The sequence below is a fragment of the Oxynema aestuarii AP17 genome (assembly GCF_012295525.1).
GTDB lineage: Bacteria > Cyanobacteriota > Cyanobacteriia > Cyanobacteriales > Laspinemataceae > Oxynema > Oxynema aestuarii.
This window is the reverse complement of sequence record NZ_CP051167.1, coordinates 3344661-3367093: the sequence shown is the minus strand read 5'-3', so window position 1 is coordinate 3367093 and position 22433 is coordinate 3344661. Positions and strand designations below refer to the sequence as shown.

Annotated in this window: 16 protein-coding genes; 5 read left to right on the top strand and 11 right to left on the bottom strand. The window is 53.0% G+C overall.

Annotation, left to right across the window (positions count from 1 at the left end; genetic code table 11):
- Nucleotides 1–3: 3 nt before the first annotated feature.
- The gene (locus HCG48_RS13715) at nucleotides 4–1134 is read right to left on the bottom strand and encodes a DegT/DnrJ/EryC1/StrS family aminotransferase (protein ID WP_168569658.1); all 1131 of its coding nucleotides are present in this window, start codon (nucleotides 1132–1134) and stop codon (nucleotides 4–6) included.
- 353 nt (nucleotides 1135–1487) lie between these two features.
- Nucleotides 1488–1646: a hypothetical protein gene (locus tag HCG48_RS13710; protein WP_168569657.1), complete on the bottom strand. Its 159-nt coding sequence runs from the start codon at nucleotides 1644–1646 to the stop codon at nucleotides 1488–1490.
- Between the two features lie 238 nt (nucleotides 1647–1884).
- On the opposite strand from HCG48_RS13710, the gene HCG48_RS13705 reads away from it, so the two are divergent.
- The 3 genes from HCG48_RS13705 to HCG48_RS13695 all read left to right on the top strand — a co-directional run bounded on the left by HCG48_RS13705 (nucleotide 1885) and on the right by HCG48_RS13695 (nucleotide 10043).
- Nucleotides 1885–6900 (top strand): CHAT domain-containing protein, encoded by a 5016-nt coding sequence (locus HCG48_RS13705; protein ID WP_168569656.1) that lies wholly within the window; start codon nucleotides 1885–1887, stop codon nucleotides 6898–6900.
- Between the two features lie 436 nt (nucleotides 6901–7336).
- Entirely contained in the window at nucleotides 7337–9016 is a 1680-nt protein-coding gene (locus tag HCG48_RS13700) for a DUF3352 domain-containing protein (RefSeq protein ID WP_168569655.1), read from the top strand.
- A 106-nt stretch (nucleotides 9017–9122) separates the two neighbouring features.
- Nucleotides 9123–10043 (top strand): class I SAM-dependent methyltransferase, encoded by a 921-nt coding sequence (locus tag HCG48_RS13695; RefSeq protein ID WP_168569654.1) that lies wholly within the window; start codon nucleotides 9123–9125, stop codon nucleotides 10041–10043.
- A 186-nt stretch (nucleotides 10044–10229) separates the two neighbouring features.
- Here the strand turns inward: HCG48_RS13695 and HCG48_RS13690 are convergent, their stop codons facing one another.
- From HCG48_RS13690 to HCG48_RS13680, 3 genes are all read right to left on the bottom strand, one after another.
- Complete coding sequence (locus HCG48_RS13690; RefSeq protein WP_168569653.1) at nucleotides 10230–11102, bottom strand: 6-pyruvoyl trahydropterin synthase family protein; 873 nt, start codon at nucleotides 11100–11102, stop codon at nucleotides 10230–10232.
- A 104-nt stretch (nucleotides 11103–11206) separates the two neighbouring features.
- Nucleotides 11207–11908 (bottom strand): J domain-containing protein, encoded by a 702-nt coding sequence (locus HCG48_RS13685; protein ID WP_168569652.1) that lies wholly within the window; start codon nucleotides 11906–11908, stop codon nucleotides 11207–11209.
- A gap of 51 nt (nucleotides 11909–11959) precedes the next feature.
- Nucleotides 11960–12118 carry a hypothetical protein gene (locus HCG48_RS13680; protein WP_168569651.1) on the bottom strand — a complete coding sequence of 53 codons (159 nt, stop codon included), beginning with the start codon at nucleotides 12116–12118 and terminating at the stop codon, nucleotides 11960–11962.
- 150 nt (nucleotides 12119–12268) lie between these two features.
- Here HCG48_RS13680 and HCG48_RS13675 point away from each other — a divergent pair, with 150 nt between their 5' ends.
- Together HCG48_RS13675 and HCG48_RS13670 are read left to right on the top strand one after the other, a co-directional pair.
- Complete coding sequence (locus HCG48_RS13675; protein ID WP_168569650.1) at nucleotides 12269–14188, top strand: hypothetical protein; 1920 nt, start codon at nucleotides 12269–12271, stop codon at nucleotides 14186–14188.
- A gap of 463 nt (nucleotides 14189–14651) precedes the next feature.
- Nucleotides 14652–15575, top strand: coding sequence for a hypothetical protein (locus HCG48_RS13670; RefSeq protein ID WP_168569649.1), 924 nt, complete (start codon nucleotides 14652–14654; stop codon nucleotides 15573–15575).
- 170 nt (nucleotides 15576–15745) lie between these two features.
- Here HCG48_RS13670 and cysK read toward each other — a convergent pair whose 3' ends face one another.
- The 6 genes from cysK to HCG48_RS13640 form a co-directional block, all read right to left on the bottom strand.
- A complete protein-coding gene (gene cysK / locus HCG48_RS13665) occupies nucleotides 15746–16708 on the bottom strand; it encodes a cysteine synthase A (protein WP_168569648.1) in 963 nt (320 codons plus the stop codon).
- A gap of 154 nt (nucleotides 16709–16862) precedes the next feature.
- Nucleotides 16863–17300 (bottom strand): RrF2 family transcriptional regulator, encoded by a 438-nt coding sequence (locus HCG48_RS13660; RefSeq protein WP_168569647.1) that lies wholly within the window; start codon nucleotides 17298–17300, stop codon nucleotides 16863–16865.
- 433 nt (nucleotides 17301–17733) lie between these two features.
- Nucleotides 17734–19404: an iron uptake porin gene (locus HCG48_RS13655; RefSeq protein WP_168569646.1), complete on the bottom strand. Its 1671-nt coding sequence runs from the start codon at nucleotides 19402–19404 to the stop codon at nucleotides 17734–17736.
- A gap of 348 nt (nucleotides 19405–19752) precedes the next feature.
- Complete coding sequence (locus HCG48_RS13650) at nucleotides 19753–20043, bottom strand: zinc ribbon domain-containing protein (RefSeq protein ID WP_210437033.1); 291 nt, start codon at nucleotides 20041–20043, stop codon at nucleotides 19753–19755.
- Nucleotides 20012–20227: a helix-turn-helix domain-containing protein gene (locus tag HCG48_RS13645; protein ID WP_168569645.1), complete on the bottom strand. Its 216-nt coding sequence runs from the start codon at nucleotides 20225–20227 to the stop codon at nucleotides 20012–20014. Before HCG48_RS13645 ends, HCG48_RS13650 begins: the two co-directional genes overlap by 32 nt.
- Before the next feature lie 405 nt (nucleotides 20228–20632).
- A complete protein-coding gene (locus tag HCG48_RS13640; RefSeq protein WP_168569644.1) occupies nucleotides 20633–22303 on the bottom strand; it encodes an iron uptake porin in 1671 nt (556 codons plus the stop codon).
- Nucleotides 22304–22433: the final 130 nt, after the last annotated feature.

Genomic DNA, 22433 nt, shown 5'->3' with positions numbered 1-22433 from the left:
AGGTTAGGAGATGGCGAGGGCGATCGCCTCGACGACCGTCTCGATTTGGGGCAGGTCGAGACCGGGATACATGGGCAGGGATAAAATTTGCTCGCAGAGTTGTTCTGCGTGGGGGAATTGTCCGGGATGATAGCCCAAATGGCGATAGCCCGGTTGCAAGTGGCAGGGAATGGGGTAGTGAATGCCCGTCTGGATGCCTTGGGCTTCTAGTTTATCCTGGAGGGTCTGGCGGTCGAGGGGGCAACGGTCGTCAATGCGGATGACGTAGAGGTGATAGACGTGGCCCGTACCGCTTTGATTGAGGATGGGGACGATGCCGAGATCGCGCAGGGGGGCGAGGAGGCGATCGTAGTGGCTGGCGGCAGCATTGCGCGATCGGTTCCAGGCGGGTAAATGGGGCAGTTTGACGTTGAGGACGGCAGCTTGGAGGGTATCGAGGCGGCTGTTGGTGCCGATTTCCACGTGGCGATATTTTTGGGGGGCGCCGTAGTTGCGTAAGGTTCGCATTTTTTGGGCGACTTCACGATCGCCCGTCACCAACATTCCCCCATCGCCGATACCGCCGAGATTCTTGCTGGGATAAAAGCTAAACGCCCCAGCTAAGCCGACCGATCCGGCCTTTTTGCCCTCTCGTTCGGCAAGGTGAGCTTGCGCGGCATCTTCAAAAATCACTAAGTTATGGGCGATCGCCAGTTGTTGAAGTCGTTCGGGACTGACCATCTGTCCGTACAGGTGAACGGGAAGGATCCCCCGGGTCTGGGGTCCGATCGCCCGTTCGGCAGCGTCGAGGTCGATCTCGGCGGTATCGAGTTCGCAATCGACTAAAACCGGAGTCGCCCCCGATCGCAACACGCCGATTAAGGTGGCGATAAAGGTATTGGCGGGTAAAATCACCTCATCTCCCGCCTTGATGCCACAGGCTTGCAGACCGAGGGCGATCGCGTCGGTCCCGCAGGCGACTCCTACCCCGTATTCGACCCCGCAGGCGCGGGCGAACGCCGCCTCGAACTCGCCGAGAGCTCGACCCAACACGAAATCGCCGCGTTCGACCACCGAGGCGATCGCCCGTTCGATTTCGTCTTCAATCGGGGCGTGTTGTACCGATAAATCTACAAATGGAACGGAAACTCCCATAGGACTCGTGGTTTTAGCTGGTGTGCAGTGAGTGGCGATCGCCGGGCGATTGCGAACCGTTAAAACGGCTCGTGCTGTAGCCGGGAAGTAGCAACAATCTCTCGAAAAATATCGATCCGAAGTCTCTTTATGCTTACAAACTTCGCGACTGGCCGAGGTTCCTTTTATTTTAATCCGGCCAAATTCCCCATTCGCGCGCCGTCGGATTCGGTCTGAATCTTTCCAAAACCGCACCCTAGTTCTCGATCGCTCCTCATTTCAGTTATGAGCGATTTTGCGGATTTTGAGTAGGTTAAAACCTTGAAGAGTCTGTAAAGGCGCCGTCGAATTTTAACAAGACCGTCGCGCCGACCTCACGGGCGATCGCCCCTCAGCGATAGTCTTTTGACGATTCGGCGATCGCCCGTAAAAATCGGGCGATCGGAGGGAATTATATTTTTTTGGCGATCGCCCCACGACCCCATGCTGACAGGCGCCGGGGAAACCGCATCGGTTCGGATTGGGCTTATCAAAACCGTGCAACTTTTGAAACCCTTTTCGCTCCCTCCAATCCCCTGGGTCACTTTAATTAAAATTTATTTTTTTTGCAAAATTTCATTAAAAAATTACACGCAAAACTAAAATCTTGCTTTAAAGGAGGATTGTCTACCCGATGAAATCCTAGGATACAATTTTACTAACGACAGAGAATATCCTGTTGCGATCGAGTCGAACTCACCGAGATCGTCTCCAAACAGGAGAACAGTTATTATGTCATCTCCCCTGACGCGCATCTACCTATCGATCGCTTTCTTGCCCTTGACCTGGGCGATCGCCAGCCAACCCGGTTGGAGTCAGTCCGTCGAAGTCCGCCAAGATAGCACCACCGTCGTCACTCAAGACGGCGACCTGTTCGAGATCTCCGGCGGCGATCGCTCCAACAGTGGTACGAACCTCTTCCACAGTTTCGAGCAGTTTGGCCTCACCGAAGGTCAAATCGCTACCTTTGTTTCCCATCCAGACATTCTCAACATTTTTAGCCGCGTCACGGGAGGCGATCCGTCGGTCATTAATGGCTTAATTCAAGTCACCGGAGGCGATTCCAACCTCTTTCTAGTCAACCCGGCGGGCATCATCTTCGGATCTCAAGCCCGTTTGGACGTTCCCGCATCCTTCACCGCCACCACCGCCGATCGCCTCGGCTTCGGCGATCCGAGCAATTGGCAATGGTTCTACAGCACCGGATCGAACGCCTATGGCAACTTAGAAGGAACCCCGAATGCCTTTGCCTTTACCAGTCTCCAACCCCAGCAGATCGTCAATATCGGGGATCTCGCCGTCGGACGCGGCCAAAATCTCACCTTAATCGGCGGTACGATCGTCAGTTCCGGAACCCTTTCGGCCCCGGACGGTCAAGTGATTGTCGCTGCAGTTCCCGGTGAAAGCATCGTGCGCCTCAGCCAACCGGGAATGCTGCTCGACTTGGAACTCGATTCTTATACGTGGTTGGAACAGTGGTGGGAAAACCCCTTTCGCTTTTATTCCTCACTCCTTTTACCTCGGTTGCTCACTGGGGGCAGTGGCGGCAACGCAACGGATATTACGGTCAACGACGACGGCAGTATCGAACTGTCCGGATCCGGTTTGCAAGTTTACAACGGCGATCTCGTCGCCAATCAAGTGAGTGCGGATGCGGCGCTGCTGTGGTCGGCGCGCAATTTGACCTTAGTTCGCAGCGACCTGGAAACAAGCGGAACCCTGCATCTGCGCGCGGGCAATGTCGCGATGTTCCGCGACAGTCTCTCGCATCCGTTTGTCGCTCAAGCGGGAGATAGCTTAGAAATTGAGGCGCGGCGTGGCGCAGATATTGAAATTCTCAATCATGACGAGTCCAGTCTCAGCAGTCGGGGAGATCTCACAATTGTCAGCGATCGCTCGATCCGGCTCGATGCACGGCTGTCGAGTGGCGGCGATCTGGCCATTGTCAAACGCAACGGCGAAGCGGCGAACTGGGCAAGCTGTGTTGAGGGAAGCTGTGCGACTCCCACGGTTCTCAGCGCCCGAGGGAATATTATTTTCGGCAATTACACGGGTTCGAGTTTGACCGTGGAAACGATGGGATCCCTCGAAGCGGGTCGGATCTCCCTGGTGGACGGCGATCGCTTGACCTTGAGCGCCGGGGCAGTCCGTTTAGAACATAGTGTTTTACCGGGAACCGGATCGGCGGGCAACATTAACGGGAATCCCCATCTGGAAACTGAGGAATCCGGCAGTTTGACCGTCGGTTCGATCGCCGCCGAAGATTCCGCCGTACAGGTATTTTTAGAGGCGAGAGGGAACGTAAACGCGGCGTCGATCGCCTCGAATGGGGGCGATATCGAGTTAGTCAGTCGCGAAGGGGCGATCGCCATCGATCGCGGTTGGCTCGATGCGACGGATGGGGATAACGGTAGTGGTCGGATCTCCCTGAGTGCCGCCACGTCTATCGATCCGGGTTACGGGGCGATCGCCGATGGCGAAACGATTCAGATTGACGGTCCGACGGTTTTAAGTGAAGATACGACCCTGACCACGGGCGAAGGGCTCGGAGATCTGGAATTGAGCGGATCCGTGGACGGCGATCGCCAATTGATGCTCGACGCGGGAGACGGTCAGATCGCGATCGGCGATGCGGTCGGCGCCCAAACCCCTTTAGACCGACTGATTGCACGCGGGGGGAATATCCGCTTCGATCGGGCGGTGACCGTTGCCGGATCGGTGGCGATCGAAGCGAGTGGGTCGGCTGAATTTCAGCAAAATTTGACCCTCGACCGAGAGGGTTCGGCGGTGGAAATTATCGCGAGGGATGGGATCTCGATGGGCGATATCCGCACCCGAGGCGGCAAGATCGACCTCCGGAGTTTTGAAGGGGCGATCGCCACGGAAGACTTAAATAGTTCGGTGGAATTTGGCGACGGTGGCGAAATTAATTTGAGGGCCGCGACCGGGATTTCGACCGGGGCGATCGCCTCGGCATCGATCGCGGGCAAAGGCGCCCCCGTTACGTTAGTCACGGACGCGAACGATATTGAAGTGGCTTCGATTCGCACTGAAGGCGGTCAAGTTGGCGGCGACGTGACAATTCAAACCCCCGCTCATTTTCGCGCCACAGACTCGTTTATGGCGAGCAATGGCGTAGAAGCGAGTATTTCCACGGCTGCACCCGAAGGCGGTCGCGTGGAGATCGCCCACGGACAGGAAAGTTTTGAAATCGGCGATGCGGATGGGGATGGTGCTACACCCAACGGAACGGCTGCAGCAATTACCACAGGGTCCGGCGAAACGTTGGAAGCGAATCAATCGGTATCCGATCGCGTCGTTCGCTTGAGTTCCGATGAAATTCAAGAGAATAGCAGCAATACCGAGGAACTAGAGGAAGTAGAGGACGAAGAAAACGATTCTGAATGTAGCGATGAAACTCAGTGCGGCGATCGCACCGAGGAAGAGCTTGAAGAAGGAACAGAAACAGAAACGGAATCGGAATCGGACACCGAAACAGAAACTGAAACAGAAACGGAATCGGACACCGACACTGCAACTGAAACCGACACTGAAACGGAATCGGACACCGAAACAGAACAACCAACGGTCGGCGAGAGTGAATCGAGTGCGAATGTAAATGAATCTACATCCAACTCCTCGGACTCCTCAGAATCGGAACAACCGAGTTCGAGTCCCAGGGAAGGTTCGATCGCTCCCAATCGCGAAGCGAGTGCATCCCAACCCCAGCCGAGTGATTCCCAACCTGCCACAACCACAAAACCGACCTCAGCAGCGACTGAGAGCGATACTCCTGTGGACTCAGTCCGCGAACGCACTCCCACAACTGCGGACAAACCAGAAGCAGAATCGAGGGTAGAACCGCAAGTCGAACCCCAAAGGGAACAGCCCTCACCCTCGCCAACAACGACGGAAACCGTACCCCCGGCGATCGAATCGGAAAGCGAACCCGTGGTGCAAGCGCCTCCCGTTCCAGAACAAGCCAGTGTAGAGAGTACCCCTGTAGAGAGTGCGCCTGTAGAGAGTACCCCTGTAGAGAGTACCCCTGTAGAGAGCCAATCGCCGCCCCAAACTACAGTGGTTGACCCCGTACAGCCCATACAGATCGATCCGGCGATCGTTGGCGAACCCCCCTCCGCCGAATCGGCGAGGGCGATCGCCATTCCAGAAGCACAAAACCCTGAAAATCTGGCAAATTTGGCGATCGATCCGGTACAAACGCCAATTGAAGCACCGCCAGTCCCTCAAGCGCCTTTAGTCACTCCTCAATTACCTGGGTCAGAGGCGATTGCCAAAGTGCCGGAAATTCCCGAATTGCCGACGATGTTAGAGGGGAGCGATCGCCCCACCATCGTCGTCGAAGAGGCGCAATCTGCCGCTACTCGTGCCCCGAATGCAGCCAACCCCACCCAAGCAACTGCGCTAGAGACAGATCCTGGGAGTGTCGTCCTCAATTCCAACAACGTAGAGGCGATCGCCTCTACGCCAGTGGCGCTAGCAGAAAGCAACTTAGAACCCGAGTCTCGCCTAGAGATCGCAGACATCGAATGGATGCGAACTCAAGAATTCAGCACCTCATTAGGAATTTCCACCGAGAAAAACTCGCGCCAGAGTACCAACGTCCGCGAATATCTCAGTGCGATCGCCCAAAAAACCAATCTCAAACCTGCGGTTATTTACCTTATTTCCCTCCCTGACGCCCTCGAATTGGTCGTTATCACCGCAGAAGGTCATCCGATCGCTCGCCGCATTCCCGGCGCCAACCGTCTCGCCTTGAGGCACGAGGTCACCCGCTTGCTCTCGGAGTTAACCAATCCGCGCAAAGTTCACACCGAAAGTTACCTCGGGCCGTCGAGACAACTCTACAATTGGCTGATTGCCCCCCTCGAACAGCAATTAGGAGAACGAGGGGTCAACTTGCTCATGTTTTCCCTCGATGCTGGATTGCGCGCCATTCCCCTCGCGGCCCTTCACGACGGCGAACAGTTTTTAATCGAAAAATATCGTCTCGGTTTAATTCCCAGCGTCACCCTCACCGATGCGAGTTATCAAAATTTAAAAGAACTTCCTGTTTTAGCAATGGGGGCTTCAGAATTTCAAGACCCCAATATGTTGCCCCTACCTGCCGTTCCTTCCGAACTATCGACAATTGCCGGAAACTTATGGCCCGGAGAAGCTTTTTTAAACGAAGAATTTACCCTTAAAAACTTTGAGGAACAGCGCGATCGCGATCGCTTTGGAATCGTTCATTTAGCCACCCACGTTTGGTTCGAGTCGGAAAACGAACGGCGTCAGTCTTACATTCAATTTTGGGATGGTCGTTTATCGTTAGATCGCTTAGGAGAATTGGGACTCAAGCAGCAACCTGTAGAATTATTAGTCTTGAGTGCTTGCGAAACAGCAGTGGGAACGGAAGAAGCTGAATTAGGTTTTGCCGGATTAGCCGTCAAAATGGGTGCCAAATCAGTTTTAGCCAGTTTGTGGCAAGTGGATGACGAAGGCACTTTAGGGCTGATGAGTGAATTTTATCGACAATTGAGCCTCCAAGACCAAACCATTAAAACTGAGGCACTCCGACAAGCTCAATTAGCTATGTTACGGGGTGAGGTTCGCATTGAAAACGGTCATTTAACGACGGTTCGCGGGTCTATAGAATTACCGAAAGAAGTAACAGGAAATATCGGCGATCTGACTTTTTCTCATCCCTATTTTTGGGCGGCTTTTACAATGATTGGAACGCCCTGGTAAACCCTGCGGTGCAGGCATTTTGCCTGCCGGGGAGTAGGGAATCAGAAATCAGGAAATCTAAAAACGCTCTAGTACACCGATCGGGTCTGCCTCCGCCCACTGTAGAACAGGCATCTTGCCAGCCCGTCAAACTTATCAATTGGGGATCGAGAATAGCTGTCCTCAACCGATCTGATACCATTTTTATAAACCCTCGATGGAGAGAGATCGCCTGTAAGGACACGGCAGTGCCGTATCCCTACCCTCGATCTCTCTCATTATTTTTGAAAACCGGTATGATTTTTCCCTCTAAGGATTTAGAAATCTCCACAAAGCTGAGCGATCTCTATCGAACGATCGCCGATCGAATGAATATGGATAAAAAGATTTCTTAAGAATCGGACAAATTGAAAAATCGCGTTTATGCTTGTAGAGAAAATCGCATTTTTCAATTAATATGTCCGAACAAAAACAGTCCTTTCCAACCCGCTTAGTTGTGGCGGTGGCGATCGCCGTCGGGATCTCTGGCGCTTATTTTTATTTTCGCGGTGCCTTCGTGAGTGGCTCCAATCCCGAAGATAGCGCTAAAGTCGTTCCCGACGAAGCATTTATGGCGGCTTATCTGGTCAACGATCGCCAACCTTGGCAAAAATTAAGTGAATTTGGCAATGCGGAAAGTAAGGCGGCGATCGCCCGAGGAATTGAATCGTTCAAAAATGAAGTTTTTACAGCCAATAATCTCGATTACGATCGAGACTTAAAACCTTGGGTCGGCAATATCATGCTCGCGTGGCTGCCCGCCGAAGAAGGTGCAGAACCGAGGGAAACCCAATCGGAATTGCTGGCAGTGGTCGGCATCAAAAATCCATTGCGAGCGTGGTTATTTCAGCGTAATTTAAAATCTCAAGAAAATCTCAAACAACAAGAGATTGAATATAACGGGGTGACCATTTCCGAAATCATTCCCTCGGAAGGTGCGCCGAGTTATTATACGCGCTTGAAAAATCAACTAGTTCTCTCCGACAGTCGAGCCACTGTGGAACGGGCGATCGATGTCTTTCAAGGAGAGCCCTCTCTGGTCGCTAAAAATGTCGGCGGTTCCCAAGAGAAAAGTTTTAAAAAACTACTCGCGGACGATTTGGGGGTAGATGACCCCTTATTTCATTTCTACTTACCCGACTACGGGTCGATGATAGGAGCGGTCGATCGCGGATTAGCTGAAAGTCCCGTAGCACTGCCCGAAACTAATGCAGTGCAGGCGATCGCGATCGCCGGAGGAGTTGACAACCGAGGTATCTACGTTCGCGCCATCTCCGCCGTCGATCCGAACTTACTCCCCGAACAGAGCGAACCCATTTCCGGTAAACTACTCGATCGCCTCCCCAGCGAAACGATCGCCTTAGTCAGCGGCATCCCCCTCTCACAAATTTGGTCGGTGTTGGTGGCGCAATCTCAAACTTCCCCAACTATTGGAGAGTTTGTCACCCTAGTCAGAACTGGCGTCAATCAATTTGTCAACATTAACGCCGACCGCGACCTGTTCGGCTGGATGGACGGCGAATTTGCGATCGGACTGGTTGCTTCTCAAGAAGGCATGTTAAGTCAGATTGGCTTTGGCGGCGCCCTCTTATTTGAAACCAGCGATCGCACTACTGCTGCCACGACCTTAAACAAACTGGAGAATTTAGCTCAAAATGGCTTGCCTTTCGCCTTGGAAATCAGTTCTCGAACCGTTAACGGGATTGACTTTCAAGATTGGAGAATTCCCCAACAAGGTGCGGTGGTCAGTTATGGATGGTTGGACGATAACACTGTCTTACTGACCCTCGGCGGACCGATTGCCGATGCGATCGCCGCCGGGCCGAGTCCGAGCTTACGCAACAGCGATAATTTCGGCGCGATCGCCGGAAGTTTGCCCACTCCCAACTACGGCTATTTCTACCTCGATATGGAGCGGGCGATCGATCCGCTCCAAACCCTGCTGTTATTCTCTGGAGGTAACATTCCGGCGGGAACAACCGCCATTCTCCAGTCCATTCGCGGTATCGGCGTGACCGCCACTTGGCCCCAACCGGAGCAAGCCGAGATGGAATTACTGTTCGCTCTTAAAAAGACGAAGGAGTTCCAAGGAAACTAAGCTCGATCCGAGAACACTCAAACCGCTCAAAATTGCAGTTTTTTTGCACCGTCAGCCTTGATACACTAGCTTCCACAATTGACTATCCACATCTGAGATCGGCATCATGACTGTAGCTGCACCACCTCCCCCGGGATTGGCTTCGCGACTGATTAACGGCTTGCTGGGAATTCCTCCTTTAGCGAAATTTGCCAAACACCAAGCGCGCCAAATGATGATTAAACGGGCCGAACGAATTGGTGTTTCTTGGATCGAGCGATCGCAGGCGTTGCGCGATCGTAATTGGGACGTGGAAATGGCTAAAATCAAAAATCCCGATCTCGTCTATCCCGACTATTACCTGCGTTCCTTTCACGCCTACGAACGCGGCAATCTCAGTTGGGAAGCCGCCAGCGAGGTCGAAGTTGCCGCCTACGCCGTTCACGCCACGATTTGGTCCGGGGAAGATCCCCACGGCGATGCTAAATTGCGTCAGAGTTATCACGATTTACTCAAACCGCAATTGAGTGAAACTCCACGGGCGATCGTCGATCTCGGCTGTAGCGTCGGGATGAGTACCTTTGCGTTACAAGAACTCTTTCCCCAAGCGGAATTAACGGGAGTCGATTTATCCCCTTATTTTCTAGCCGTCGCCGACTATCGCAGCCAAGAACGCGGTGCAAAGATTCGCTGGGTTCACGCCGCCGCCGAATCCACCGGACTCCCGGAGAATCATTTCGATCTGGTTTCGAGTTGTTTGATGTTCCACGAACTCCCCCAGGAACCCTCCCGGCAAATTCTGCACGAAGCAAGGCGCTTGCTGCGTCCCGGAGGATATTTGGCGATTATGGACATGAATCCCCAAGCGGATAGTTATGTCAAAATGCCACCTTATATTTTGACTTTACTCAAAAGTACGGAGCCGTATTTAGATCGGTATTTCTCTTTTGATATGGAACGAGAAATTATCGACGCGGGATTTGAAAGACCGACGATTCAAAAAAGTACGCCCCGTCACCGCACGATCGTCGCTAAGGTGAAAAAGTAGACGAAACCATCGGTGAGAGGTAGGAACCCGATCCTAAAGTCCCCCTTTTGAAGGGGAACTTTAGGGGGATCTGCGATCGTTGAATTGAGAAATGCTATCTATAGAACTTCTCAAGTGGCGATCGCCTCCATCGAACACAAAAAGGCGGATACAAAAAGGAGATTTTCTCTCGACGGGTCGGCTCAATTACACCCCTGCAAACACGGGCGCGGCAATTTCAAGCGGTTTGTTCATTTCCGGTAAGTCCGCCGCATAAATTTCACAAGAATTATTCGGACTTTCAATTAATTTGACTTTGTGCAGTTCGGCGCCGAGTTCTCTAAGGGGAGTTTTGAGTAATTGACCGATATAAATGGCTATATTTTCCGCCGTCGGCACGACATCGGCAAAATAGGAAATATCGTAATTTAAAAAGGTGTGATCGAACGGTTCGACGACGTTATCTTCGATCGCCTTTTCTAAGGCGACTAAATCGACGAGCATCCCGGTTCTTTCGTCGATTTCGCCTTTAACGGTGACTTCTAAATGATAGTTGTGGCCGTGTCCGTTGGGACGGGCGCACTTTCCGTAGATTTCGCAGTTTTCTTCATAACTTAAATCGGGACGGGCGAGACGGTGGGCGGCACTAAAATGAGTTCCTACGGTGAGATACGTTTCCATGTCTTTTCCTTCGTAATCGGCCCAAAGTTCGGGATGTTCAAAGAGTTGAATCCGCACGAGCGGTAAGTGAGGTGCCAGGCGATGCCAGATCGCACGAGCCATATTTTCCGTGGTCGGCAAGGTTTGGCGAAATTCCGGCCACACTTCGTTGAGAAAGGAGAAGTTGAGTTGTCCGGTGACTTCGTTTTTGATGACGTGTTTGACGTTGGAGAGGTTGAGAACCATACCGTATTCGTCGAGTTCTCCTTGCATCGACACGTAGAGGACGTAGTTATGCCCGTGTCCCATCGGTCGAGCGCACAACCCAAAGCGCTCTTGGTTCTCCGCTTCACTCAGCTCGTCGAGCCAGTAACGATGACTGGCTGAAAAGCGAGCGCGGCGATTGATAATACATTTCATGAGAACTTGTAAATTTATGTAAACCGACGTTCAATTTTAAGGATAAACTAATTTTTCGGCGATCGGGGATCGGTTGGCGGCGATCGCGCCCTTCGACCATGGCTTTACCAGACTTGTTTCATCGCAGCGTGGGCTTCTCGCCGCAATCCGGCAGCAATTCTGAAGAGTTCTTGTCCTCGGTGCAGGTAATGCTCGTCGTAGTTGAAGGTGAAAAATTCGAGTTCGTCTATCCCGTCGCCGACTTGATTGAGGCAGTGGTATAAGTGAGCGGCGACGCCAGCAACGTTACTGGGATTGGGCATCGAACGAAAAGAGTGCTGAGCTTTGGCGAGGAAATTGCGGCAAATATCGAGATATTCTTGAAAATTGCCCAGAAGTTCATCATCGAAGGGATCGGCGGCGAGTTCGTCGATTTCGTCATCTAACGATGACAAAATCCGAGCTAGGAAGTGATTGACCGGACGATAGACCTGTTTGAGCCATTGTTGTAAGTGTTCGTCCGGGTTGCGGGTACTTTGGCGATACTCGTGATAGGATCTCTGAGCGTCGGCAGTGCGTTGTTGACGATCGCCTTTTGAAGCTCGCGATCCTCCAAAAACTCGGGCGCGATCGTAGTTTTGGCGCTGTTCGGGATCGCCTAAGATTTCATAGGCGGCATTAATCCGGATAATTTGTTCGTGGGATCCATTTCCCCGATTGCGATCGGGGTGAAATTGTTTCGCTAACCGTCGATAAGCCTGCTTGATTTGAGCGGGGGTTGCTTGTGGATCGATCCCTAATGTTTGGTAATAGTTTTCACGAGTCATAAAGCTTTGAAGTGGCGAAAGCCCAACTGTACGATCGCCTCAATTGTAAAGTCACTTGAAATTTTCGCCTTTCCCACCCAATTTTACGGAATTCGGGGCGATCGCCGCGAACCATAAATAAAGATGGGGAACGGATTGTCCCGGTTCGAGCCATCCGACAACCCTCATCGGCGCCGCGCCATGTCCTCCAGCACTTCCGTCGGGGAACACCCACACTCGCCTACAGCGTCACTCGAACCAACTGGGCGATCGCAGTAAAATCGAAGGCGGTCAAAATTTCTCGCCATGCGGGTTGTGATGGCCTAGGACAATATGGTTCACTTGATACGTGTTTAATGTTGGGATTGGGGAGTAGAACGAGTGTTAATCAAACGGCTTGCGTTACGCCTGGGCTTTTTAGCCTGCTTGAGTTCGGCAATGGTCGTCAGATCCGACATGGGACTGGCGAGTCCCAACCCGACATTAGATCCGACTTTAGACGTCAAACCTACCGCCATTGCGACCGATTTCCCTCGCAGCAAGCAAAATACCCGACCCGTCCCCCCCACGGATTCTCAATCGCCTCAGAGCAATAATGCTTACACCCAACAAGAATTAGAGCAATTATTAATTCTCATCAGAGGGATTAGAGATCTCGAACTCAGACCGCAGCAAGAAGCAGAAATTAACACCCTCATTGATGAGTTGGAGGACTTAAAAGCTACGGGCGATCCTGTTTTGATTGTCTCGGAGCGACAAGCAAGGCAAGTTCAAAGCTTACTCGCATCTCTGACTCCCGAAGAAATCGAACAGTTGGAAAGCGCTCTCGAACTTCCCGCAGTAGAAATTGCGGTTTTAAATCAACAGGAACTCGCCGATGTTATTTTGTTGCTCGAAGAAGTTCAAAACTTGCGACTTCGACCGACTCAAGCCACTCAAATTCAGCTTTTAATTCAAGACCTCAAAGAACTGCAAGCGCAAGGCGATCGTGAAGTTTTCTTATCTCCCGGACAATCCCTACAACTCAAAGAAATCCTCGATTCTCTCAGCGAAAGAGAACGAGAACAAATAGAAGCGTCGCTGCTCGAACGCCCGGAGGTGGCTAACCGATGGACTCAAGAAGCACTTCAAGAACTCGTCGCCGTCCTCGAAGAAATTCAACGGTTGAACTTGCGACCCCAACAAAACACAGAAATTAGTTCCCTCATCGCCAGTTTAGAAGCACGTTTGAGAGAAGACGAGGCGATCGTTGTTTTATCTGAAGAACAAGCCGCCCAAATTAAAACCTTACTCGACTCACTCACCCCTGAAGAAATCGCTCAAATCGAAGAAACTCTACCACCTCCCGTTCCCACCGCTCGCCGTTTTACCGCACAGGAAGTCCAAGAACTTTTACAAATTCTCCGCTTCGCTCGCGACCTCGATCTGACCGAGCAGCAACAGCGACAAGTGGACGAACTCCTACCACTCATCGAACGTCTGGAAGCAAGGGGCGATTCTAACGTCATCCTTTCCGGCGAGCAAGTTCGCACCTTGGATTTATTAATTAATTCTTTAACTCGGGATCAATTGCGCGAAATTGCTCGATCCCTCGGCGTACCGGGAACCTTTCCAGCGATTAGCAATCAAACACCTACAGGGTTCGGTAGTGGTTGGGGTAATGCATCCGTCGGCTTTATCTTCAACCAGCGCAACCGCTTCACCGACGCCGAAGATGGCGCCTTCGCCGCCTCCATTGGCTTTGGCGACCCCGAAAAATCCGTCGGTTTGTCAACAACCCTTTCGATTACGGGATTGTCGAACGAACGGGGACAAAGTAACAACTTTGGGGCGGGGAGCATCAGCTTGCAAGCCAGTCGCAATTTACCTAATAATTTTGCAGTGGGAGTGGGAGTTCAAAACTTAGTCGATTGGGACAATGCGGCAGGCGATACAGGACGTAGTTTTTATGGAGTTGTTAGTAAAATTTTAGTTCTCAACCCAGACGTACAAAAGCCTTTTAGTTTGGCCTTTGTTTCGTTAGGTTTGGGGAATGGAATTTTCCGAACAGAAAGCAACTTTGACCCCAATGATGAGTTGGGAGGATCGGAGTTTAATGTTTTTGGCAGCTTCGCAACAACAATGGGAGATCAAGCGACGGCGATGGCTGAATGGACGGGTCGTGACTTGACATTGGGAGTATCTGTGGTACCATTCAGGAGAGTTCCTCTAGTTACCAGTTTTGGTATCCTCGACTTAACAGGCAACACGGGAGACGGGGTTCGATTAAACTTCAGTATTGTTTACGGTATTTCCTTTTAAAAGTCTCATTAATAGGAGCGATCGTTATCGTTAGAACCCTTAGAGTGTAGGGAGGCGATCGGGCAGGTTAAGCTTTGCTAACTAAAACACCAAATATTTGGTGAGTCAGTCACAATATTCTGGCTGAGCTGGCTAGTCAAGTAAATTCCTGCTTAAATTACTTTTAAGGTGTGAGGAAAACAAAATGAAACCACGACTTGTAGCTAGTAAAGCTTAGCAACAGCGCGCACAATGCCGACGCTGCCAATTATCGCCAACATCTGGGTGGGTTAAGATGGTAAGCGTCTTTGCTAAGGACTCTCAAGAGTGTTTGCACGAGCATTTTACGGGCAGTCCGAGTAGCTTTTACCTGGTTTGTGGGCCAATCGGTTGAAAACCAGGTTAACTGTCCATAGGAAGTGGTAATAACCGCACTGCTTCCTCTCCTATTTAATATTAGGAGTACATAGCGGAACGTGGTCTTATGAACGGAAAACAGCGATTCTCAAATTTGCAAGCTTCAGGAACAAAACTTTTATTTGTCGGGGTAGCGGCGGCTGCCGCTTCCGTAGTCAATCTCACGGGAGCCAAGCCTGCTGAGGCTCAATCCCCGATTACGCCCTCACCTATCGGACCAGAACCCCCGGTCATTCCAATTACTCCGGCGCTTCCCATTGGTACTCCGGTGACTCCTCCGGTGACGCCTCCGGTGACTCCTCCGGTAACGCCTCCGGTGACCCCTCCGGTAACGCCTCCGGTGACGCCTCCGGTGACTCCTCCGGTAACGCCTCCGGTGACTCCTCCGGTGACTCCTCCGGTGACTCCTCCGGTGACTCCTCCGGTGACTCCTCCGGTGACTCCTCCGGTGACTCCTCCGGTGACTCCTCCGGTGACTCCTCCGGTGACTCCTCCGGTGACTCCTCCGGTGACTCCTCCGGTGACTCCTCCGGTGACTCCTCCCGGTCCGGCGGTCCCGCAAGCAGTTCTCGACTACTTGAATGGTCTGTCCTTGAGAACGGGAATTCCGGTCGAGCAGTTGCTCGCCACGCCGTTAGTTCAAGCGGCTCTGTTACGTGGAGATACGGTTGGTATTCTCAGTGCTGCGGAAGCGGCGTTTAATGGTGCCGGAGTCGATATCTTAACGGGCTTCAATAGCACGGAGTTTGTCGGCTTAGTCGGGACGGGTCGGACTGATGCGGATATCATTGCTGGATTGCGCGGGCTGAAAGCGTCTCAGATTCGCTTCTTGGTTCGTTTTGCCGCTTCTCCTGTCGGTCGTTCGGCGGATGGCTTATTGCGCTCTTCGTTCCAAATCCGTGGTGCTGGATTCGTTCGCTACCGCAATGTCAGCTTGATTCAGCTTCAAGTTTACAAACAAACTGGACTTGAGTTTGATAGCTTTGACTAAAGCTCAATCTCATCACCCGAGTTAAGTTTCTAACTTAGAAAAAAGCGCACGCTTTGAACCGCGTGCGCTTTTTTTATTGAAATTGCTTGCGATGAGATGAGCCAAAAGGCGGGTATGTTACCCGCCAGAGTGATTGATTTATGGTGTCATGAAGGCGACGGCTTATCCGACTAACTGCCAACGGCTGAAACGCTCAGTTCGGGGTCTTGGAACAGAGGCGTACTCAAGTAGCGTTCCCCGAAACTCGGCTGAATCATGACGATCAATTTGCCTTCGTTTTCCGATCGCCGCGCGACGCGGATAGCCGCACAGAGGGCGGCGCCGGAGGAAATCCCAGAAAGTAAGCCTTCTTCGCGGGCGAGGCGCCGACCGTAGGCGATCGCCTCGTCATCGCTGACGGTGACCACTTCGTCAATCAAGTCCACGTTTAAAACATCGGGAACGAAACCCGCGCCGATGCCTTGAATTTTATGCGGTCCGGGTTGCCCTCCGGAAAGAACGGGGCTGTTGGTCGGTTCGACGGCGATCGTCCGGAACCCGGATTTTTTCTGTTTCAACACTTCGGAAATCCCGGTAATCGTTCCCCCGGTTCCCACCCCCGCAATCAGGATATCGACTTGACCGTCCGTATCTTCCCAAATTTCTTCGGCGGTGGTTTCGCGGTGAACCTTCGGGTTGGCGGGATTGCGAAACTGCTGCAACATATAAGAATTGGGCGTATTGTCCGCAATTTCTTGGGCGCGACGAATGGCACCGCTCATGCCTTCAAAACCGGGGGTCAATTCTAACTGAGCGCCATAAGCCCGTAACATCGATCGCCGCTCCGTACTCATAGTATCGGGCATGGTCAAAATCAACTGATAGCCCTTGGCGGCGGCAACCATTGCTAGGGCAATCCCGGTATTTCCCGAGGTCGGCTCGACTAAAATCGTTTTTCCCGGCGTTATCAAACCTTCTCGTTCGGCGGCTTCGACCATGCTCACGCCGATGCGATCTTTCACCGACGCTGCTGGGTTCATGCCTTCTAACTTGACGACAATGCGTCCGACACAGCCTTCGGCTTGGGGAATGCGATTGAGTTCGACTAAAGGAGTCCGACCGACTAATTCCGTGATGTTCCGAGCAATACGCATAAGAATTTCTTAAGGGTAATCGTTGAATGGACAGTTATCTCCGCTTTCGATTGCAGTAACCTACATTCGACATCGGCAACAATAAAACCTACCGTCGGTCGTCCTCAAGTTGTGGGGATCGAGAAAAATATGAAGGTTGAGGACGACGTTTTAACTAAATGTAATACATAATATTGAGCTGCTGTCGCGCATCCCTCTGGGTGCATAAATCTTGAAGCGTGTATTTTTGCAAAACCGCATTCGAGGCTTCACAAGCTTCTTGCCAAATGTCGCGAACTACAGCCGTTTCTACACTTCGCAGGGCAGATTCTTCCTCTGACGAGGTGGCATCCAAACCCTCAATACAACCGACGACTTCTAATAAAGTAATTTTCCAAGGTTCTCGTGCGAGTAAATAGCCACCTTTTGCGCCTCTTTGACTGCGAACGATCCCGCAACGGCGTAAGGTTGCCAAAAGCTGCTCTAAATATCGGTCGGGGATATTTTGTTGAGCGGCTATTTGCCGAATTTGTTGGGGTTCGCCGCGATCGTAGCGATCGGCTAGCTCTAGTAAAGCTAGCAGGGCATATTCACTTTTACAAGAAAGTTCCACAGGCCAAAATAGAGGGTATTTGAAAAGTCAAGGGAGACGATCGCACGAGTGCCGATCGCCGAGTTTCAAGACTTCGGGGATCGAGGCCGATCGCGCACGGTTGTGGGTAGGAAAGATTCAAAACTCGGGTCAAACGAAGGACATACCGGATCCCTCGGGACTAACTTGACATTGCTATTTATCCTCATCACTGATTCGAGCGCGATCGCGCGATTCGTTCTATTATACCCCGGTTTTCCACTGGACTTTGCAGGTTTCTCCCGGGGTCGGTCGCCTAAATTCCTCGGAGTTCCGACGAGCAGGATCTTTCCGGATCGTTTGCCCCACGCGGGTTGCCAAGCGAAAACGCCCCGCGCGAGGCGGGGCGTCATGGCTGTTATCGACCGTCAATCGCGACCGTCAGGCGCTCGGCGATCGACGGAACTTTAAAGATCTAGAAGCGGAAGGTGGTACGAATCGTCCCGATCACCACGTCATCGTTTTGATCGTCATGATCCGGCGCCGTCAGCCAGATGAAACCGGGAGTAATCGCGATATTCTCGGTCAACTGGTACTGATAGAACCCTTCGATGTGGAAGGAGGTATCCGCATCTTCGAGAGCGCCTTCTAAATCCTGATCGCTGTAGGAACGAACCACTTTCGGTTCCATCCCGACGACCAGACCCGCTTGGCTTCCCGGAGGTCCGGCGTTGACACCGAGGGTGACGGCCCAGTTAAAGATCCCTTGGTCGCCTTTGATGCCTTCATCGAGGATCCGCGCGTTGGTATAACCGACCCAACCGCCTAAAGCGAAGGAGCCACTATCGTAACCGAGGCCAAAGTTGTAGGCATTGCTGATCGTAGCCAAGCCATCCGGCGGGGCGATCGACTCGACCGGGGTCGCGAATTGGCTACCCGTTTGCATGTCTTTGCGGTAAGCATTGACGTAGGTAAAACCGAGTTGGAGACCGTTAATCGGCTTGAACACCAATTGAGCCAAAGCACCGTAAGCGCCGTCAAACAAGCCGTTGCGGCGCGTCGGACTGCCTGCGTTTTCGGCAAAGTAACCCAAGCTGATTTCCGCCTGGCCTGCGTCGTAAGTCAGACCCAACCCAGATCCTTCAACCATGTTGTAGATCGGGGCACGGGTACCGAAACGAGACAGGGCGCCACTGCCGCCGTCGCCGTCGAGGGGGTTGATGGTGCTGGCAAAGTCGGGAACGATCGCCCCCACCGGAATGAACGAAACCTGCACGTCGCCGATATTGGTTTGATAGCGCAACCAATCGAGTTCGACGGTGGTGCTGCCTTCGCCATAAACTCCGGCGGCAAACTTGAGGTCGCCTTCCGGGGTGAAGGTATTGGTTCCGGAGAACGAGTCGAGGGTGGTAATCGCGAGACGGGTATTGAGTTGATCCCGACCCGTAAAGCTCGTGAGGAATTCCAAACGAGTCCGGGTTCCGAAAGCGACGCCGCTATCGGTATCGCCGCCGACGCTGTTACCGCCTTCCGACCCCGCCAGGGCGAAGATCGATTCGCCAAACAGTTTGGTGGTCGTGGAGAACTGATTGGCTTCGAGTTCGGCGGTGCGAACTTCGAGGGCGTCTACCCGTCCTCTGAGGGTGGCCAATTCTGCCGAAAATTCTTCGGTGAGCCGTTGCAGGGTGATTAGGTCTTCGCTGCTGAGGGCGTCGTCTACGGCGGCGGCGATCAGGTTGTTGATCACGTCCAAACAGGCGTTTAACCCGGCGGCGAATTCGTAGCGGGTTAAGGCTCGGTTGCCGCGAAAGGTGCCGTCGGGATACCCGGCGATACAGCCGTAGCGTTCCACCAGGGATTGTAAGGCTTGGAAGGCCCAGTCCGTGGGCTGGACGTCGGAGAGTTGGGAGACGGAGGTGACTTGTCCGCTAGAGGCGCTGCCCCGTCCTTCTTGGCTGTACTCGCCGATTTGCTGGAGAACTTCTCCGGTTGCTTGAGCCAGCAGGGGGCTCGACTGCTCGGATTGTGCAATCTCGGGCGTTTGCGTGCTTTGGCTGTCGGCGGCGATCGCCCCGGTCGAGCCAACGAATAACGCTCCTAAAACTGCTGGACTGACCAGCAGAGAATTCCACATTAATTTAGACATGTTTGTTTTTCTCCTCACACCTTTGAGAGACTATGACTGAAGTCTGGGGTGTTGCTCTTGGATTCGGGATAATCCCTACCTTTGCTCGGGCGATCGGCTCGTCAGTTCAGTTTTCCTTTACAACCTCAGTCTTCATCTGGGTAGCCGATAGACGAATCCAAGTTTTGAGCGATCGCCGATCTCAATGTTCAATTATAGTTGTTCGATCCTCCTACTAACCGTAGCCTGTGAAGCTAGATCCTCTAGAAAATCAGTTTTCGATCTCGTGACCTCCCCCCAACGCCGACCCTACGGGTACAGTGCGGGCTTCCCAACTGCGCTAACGCGATGGGGTATTCGGGCCGTGCGTTACTTGTCTAGGTCATTAAACCCCGACAGACCGACTTGACAGGCGGTTTCCTTTCTCCAGCGTCCCTGGCGACTAACTTGTTCGAGTCCACGATGCAACACCATCTCTGCTGCAGCCCGTTCGCGTAGCGACACCGGAGGCGGATCGCGATCGGTTCGATACTCGCACTCAGAACAATGATGTTCTCTGACTTCCAACCCCTTAATGACTGTAGCAAAACCGTGGGGACAGGTTTGGCTAGTGCCGCTAGGATCGACCTTAACAAGGTAGACCCCACGTTTCCAACACACCCATTCCCCCAGATTCCTTTTCCAACCAACATCGGTCTGCCGAACACTTACCCGAAGCCATCCAGTCTTGGAGTTCGCGCAAGGCGTCGTTATATACCCCTCGCCAGGTCTCGATCCACTGCAACAGTTCGGCCTGCTCGGTGGGGTCTGGATAGATTCGGTCGGTGTAGTTCAGGGTCAGCATGGCGAGAGTCTAGCACAATCTATGGCTACGGGTTGCTGGTCTCATCGTCCCTATTCTAGGGCTTTGCCCTTCCCGCCGGGTGGGGAATCGACAAGGGCGGGGGGTCGATGTATCCCGACGCTCACCTTTGAGGTAGAGTGCGGGACTTATAACTCCCCCAACTCCCCATGAGTTAATGTGGAGTAGGATGGACGTCCGGTTATTCTCTCTAACCTTATTAGGCGATCGATTTCAGTCTGATTTGTTACCAATTGCACTTGCGCGTTGGAAACGACCTTTTTAGTTTTGCTGCCTGTCGAACGAGGCTCAAGTCCATTAAAAAACCCCGCTTGATGCGGGGTTTTAAAGGTTTTGGCGCGGTCGAGAAGGGGCGATCGCCCCTCGAACCGCCTATTACTTAAAGATCTAGAAGCGGAAGGTGGTACGAATCGTCCCGATCACCACGTCATCGTTTTGATCGTCATGATCCGGCGCCGTCAGCCAGATGAAACCGGGAGTAATCGCGATATTCTCGGTCAACTGGTACTGATAGAATCCTTCGATGTGGAGGGAGGTATCCGCATCTTCGAGAGCGCCTTCTAAATCCTGATCGTTGTAGGAACGAACCACTTTCGGTTCCATCCCGACGACCAGACCCGCTTGGCTTCCCGGAGGTCCGGCGTTGACGCCGAGGGTGACGGCCCAGTTAAAGATCCCTTGGTCGCCTTTGATCCCTTCGTCGAGGATGCGGGCGTTGGTGTATCCGGCCCAACCGCCCAAGGCGAAGGTGCCGCTATCGTAGCCCAATTGGACGCCGTAGGCATTAGTAATCGTGGACAAGCCATCCGGCGGGGCGATCGACTCGACCGGGGTCGCGAATTGGCTACCCGTTTGCATGTCGGTTCGGTAGGCGTTGACGTAGGTCAGACCCAATTTCAAGCCGTTGACGGGTTTGAACACCAATTGCGCCAAAGCGCCGTAGGGGCCGTCAAACAGACCGTTGCGGCGCGTCGGACTCGAAGCATTTTCTGCCAAGTAACCCAAGCTGACTTCGGCCATCCCGGCGTCGTAGGTCAAGCCCACACCGGAACCGCGAACCAGGTTGTAAATCGGGGCGCGGGTACCGAAACGAGATAGGGCGCCACTGCCGCCGTCGCCGTCGAGGGGGTTGATGGTGCTGGCAAAGTCGTCAGCCGCCCCGGCATTCGCCATAAAGACGACTTGCGCGTCGCCGACGGGGACGCTGTAGAGCAAGGTATCTAAGGCGACGGTGGTGCTGCCTTCCTCGTAAGGATCTGCCGCAAATTTAAGGTCGCCTTCGGGGGTGAAGGTGTTGGTTCCGGAGAACGAGTCGAGGGTCGTGACCTGCAGGCGAGTTCGTAGCAAGTCTCTTCCGGTAAAGCTCGTATCGAAGTTTAAACGGGTACGGGTACCGAAAGCGACGCCGCTATCGGTATCGCCGCCGACGCTGTTGCCGCCTTCCGACCCCGCCAGGGCGAAGATCGATTCGCCAAACAGTTTGGTGGTCGTGGAGAACTGATTGGCTTCGAGTTCGGCGGTGCGAACTTCGAGGGCGTCTACCCGTCCTCTGAGGGTGGCCAATTCTGCCGAAAATTCTTCGGTGAGCCGTTGCAGGGTGAGCAGGTCTTCGCTGCTGAGGGCGTCGTCTACGGCGGCGGCGATCAGGTTGTTGATCACGTCCAAACAGGCGTTTAACCCGGCGGCGAATTCGTAGCGGGTTAAGGCTCGGTTGCCGCGAAAGGTGCCGTCGGGATACCCGGCGATACAGCCGTAGCGTTCCACCAGGGATTGTAAGGCTTGGAAGGCCCAGTCCGTGGGCTGGACGTCGGAGAGTTGGGAGACGGAGGTGACTTGTCCGCTAGCGGCGCTGCCCCGTCCTTCTTGGCTGTACTCGCCGATTTGCTGGAGAACTTCTCCGGTTGCTTGGGCCAGCAGGGGGCTGGACTGCTCGGATTGTGCGATCGCGGGGGTTTGCGTGCTTTGGCTTTCGGCGGCGATCGCCCCGGTCGAGCCGACGAATAACGCTCCTAAAACTGCTGGACTGACCAGCAGAGAATTCCACATTAATTTAGACATATTCCCTCTTATCCTCACACCTGTTTGTAGAGAGACTCACGGGTTCTTAAGAGTAGATTCACCCGAAGGCCACTCACTGCAATCTCCCTTCAATTGAATGGGGAAGTTTTTCAAGCAGTGGCTACTGACT

Excerpts from the sequence above, each read along its gene's own strand:
- HCG48_RS13715 (WP_168569658.1), bottom strand. The coding sequence starts at position 1,134 with ATGGGAGTTTCCGTTCCATTTGTAGATTTATCGGTACAACACGCCCCG.
- HCG48_RS13705 (WP_168569656.1), top strand. The coding sequence starts at position 1,885 with ATGTCATCTCCCCTGACGCGCATCTACCTATCGATCGCTTTCTTGCCC.
- HCG48_RS13700 (WP_168569655.1), top strand. The coding sequence starts at position 7,337 with ATGTCCGAACAAAAACAGTCCTTTCCAACCCGCTTAGTTGTGGCGGTG.
- HCG48_RS13695 (WP_168569654.1), top strand. The coding sequence starts at position 9,123 with ATGACTGTAGCTGCACCACCTCCCCCGGGATTGGCTTCGCGACTGATT.
- HCG48_RS13690 (WP_168569653.1), bottom strand. The coding sequence starts at position 11,102 with ATGAAATGTATTATCAATCGCCGCGCTCGCTTTTCAGCCAGTCATCGT.
- HCG48_RS13685 (WP_168569652.1), bottom strand. The coding sequence starts at position 11,908 with ATGACTCGTGAAAACTATTACCAAACATTAGGGATCGATCCACAAGCA.
- HCG48_RS13670 (WP_168569649.1), top strand. The coding sequence starts at position 14,652 with ATGAACGGAAAACAGCGATTCTCAAATTTGCAAGCTTCAGGAACAAAA.
- cysK (WP_168569648.1), bottom strand. The coding sequence starts at position 16,708 with ATGCGTATTGCTCGGAACATCACGGAATTAGTCGGTCGGACTCCTTTA.
- HCG48_RS13655 (WP_168569646.1), bottom strand. The coding sequence starts at position 19,404 with ATGTCTAAATTAATGTGGAATTCTCTGCTGGTCAGTCCAGCAGTTTTA.
- HCG48_RS13645 (WP_168569645.1), bottom strand. The coding sequence starts at position 20,227 with ATGCTGACCCTGAACTACACCGACCGAATCTATCCAGACCCCACCGAG.
- HCG48_RS13640 (WP_168569644.1), bottom strand. The coding sequence starts at position 22,303 with ATGTCTAAATTAATGTGGAATTCTCTGCTGGTCAGTCCAGCAGTTTTA.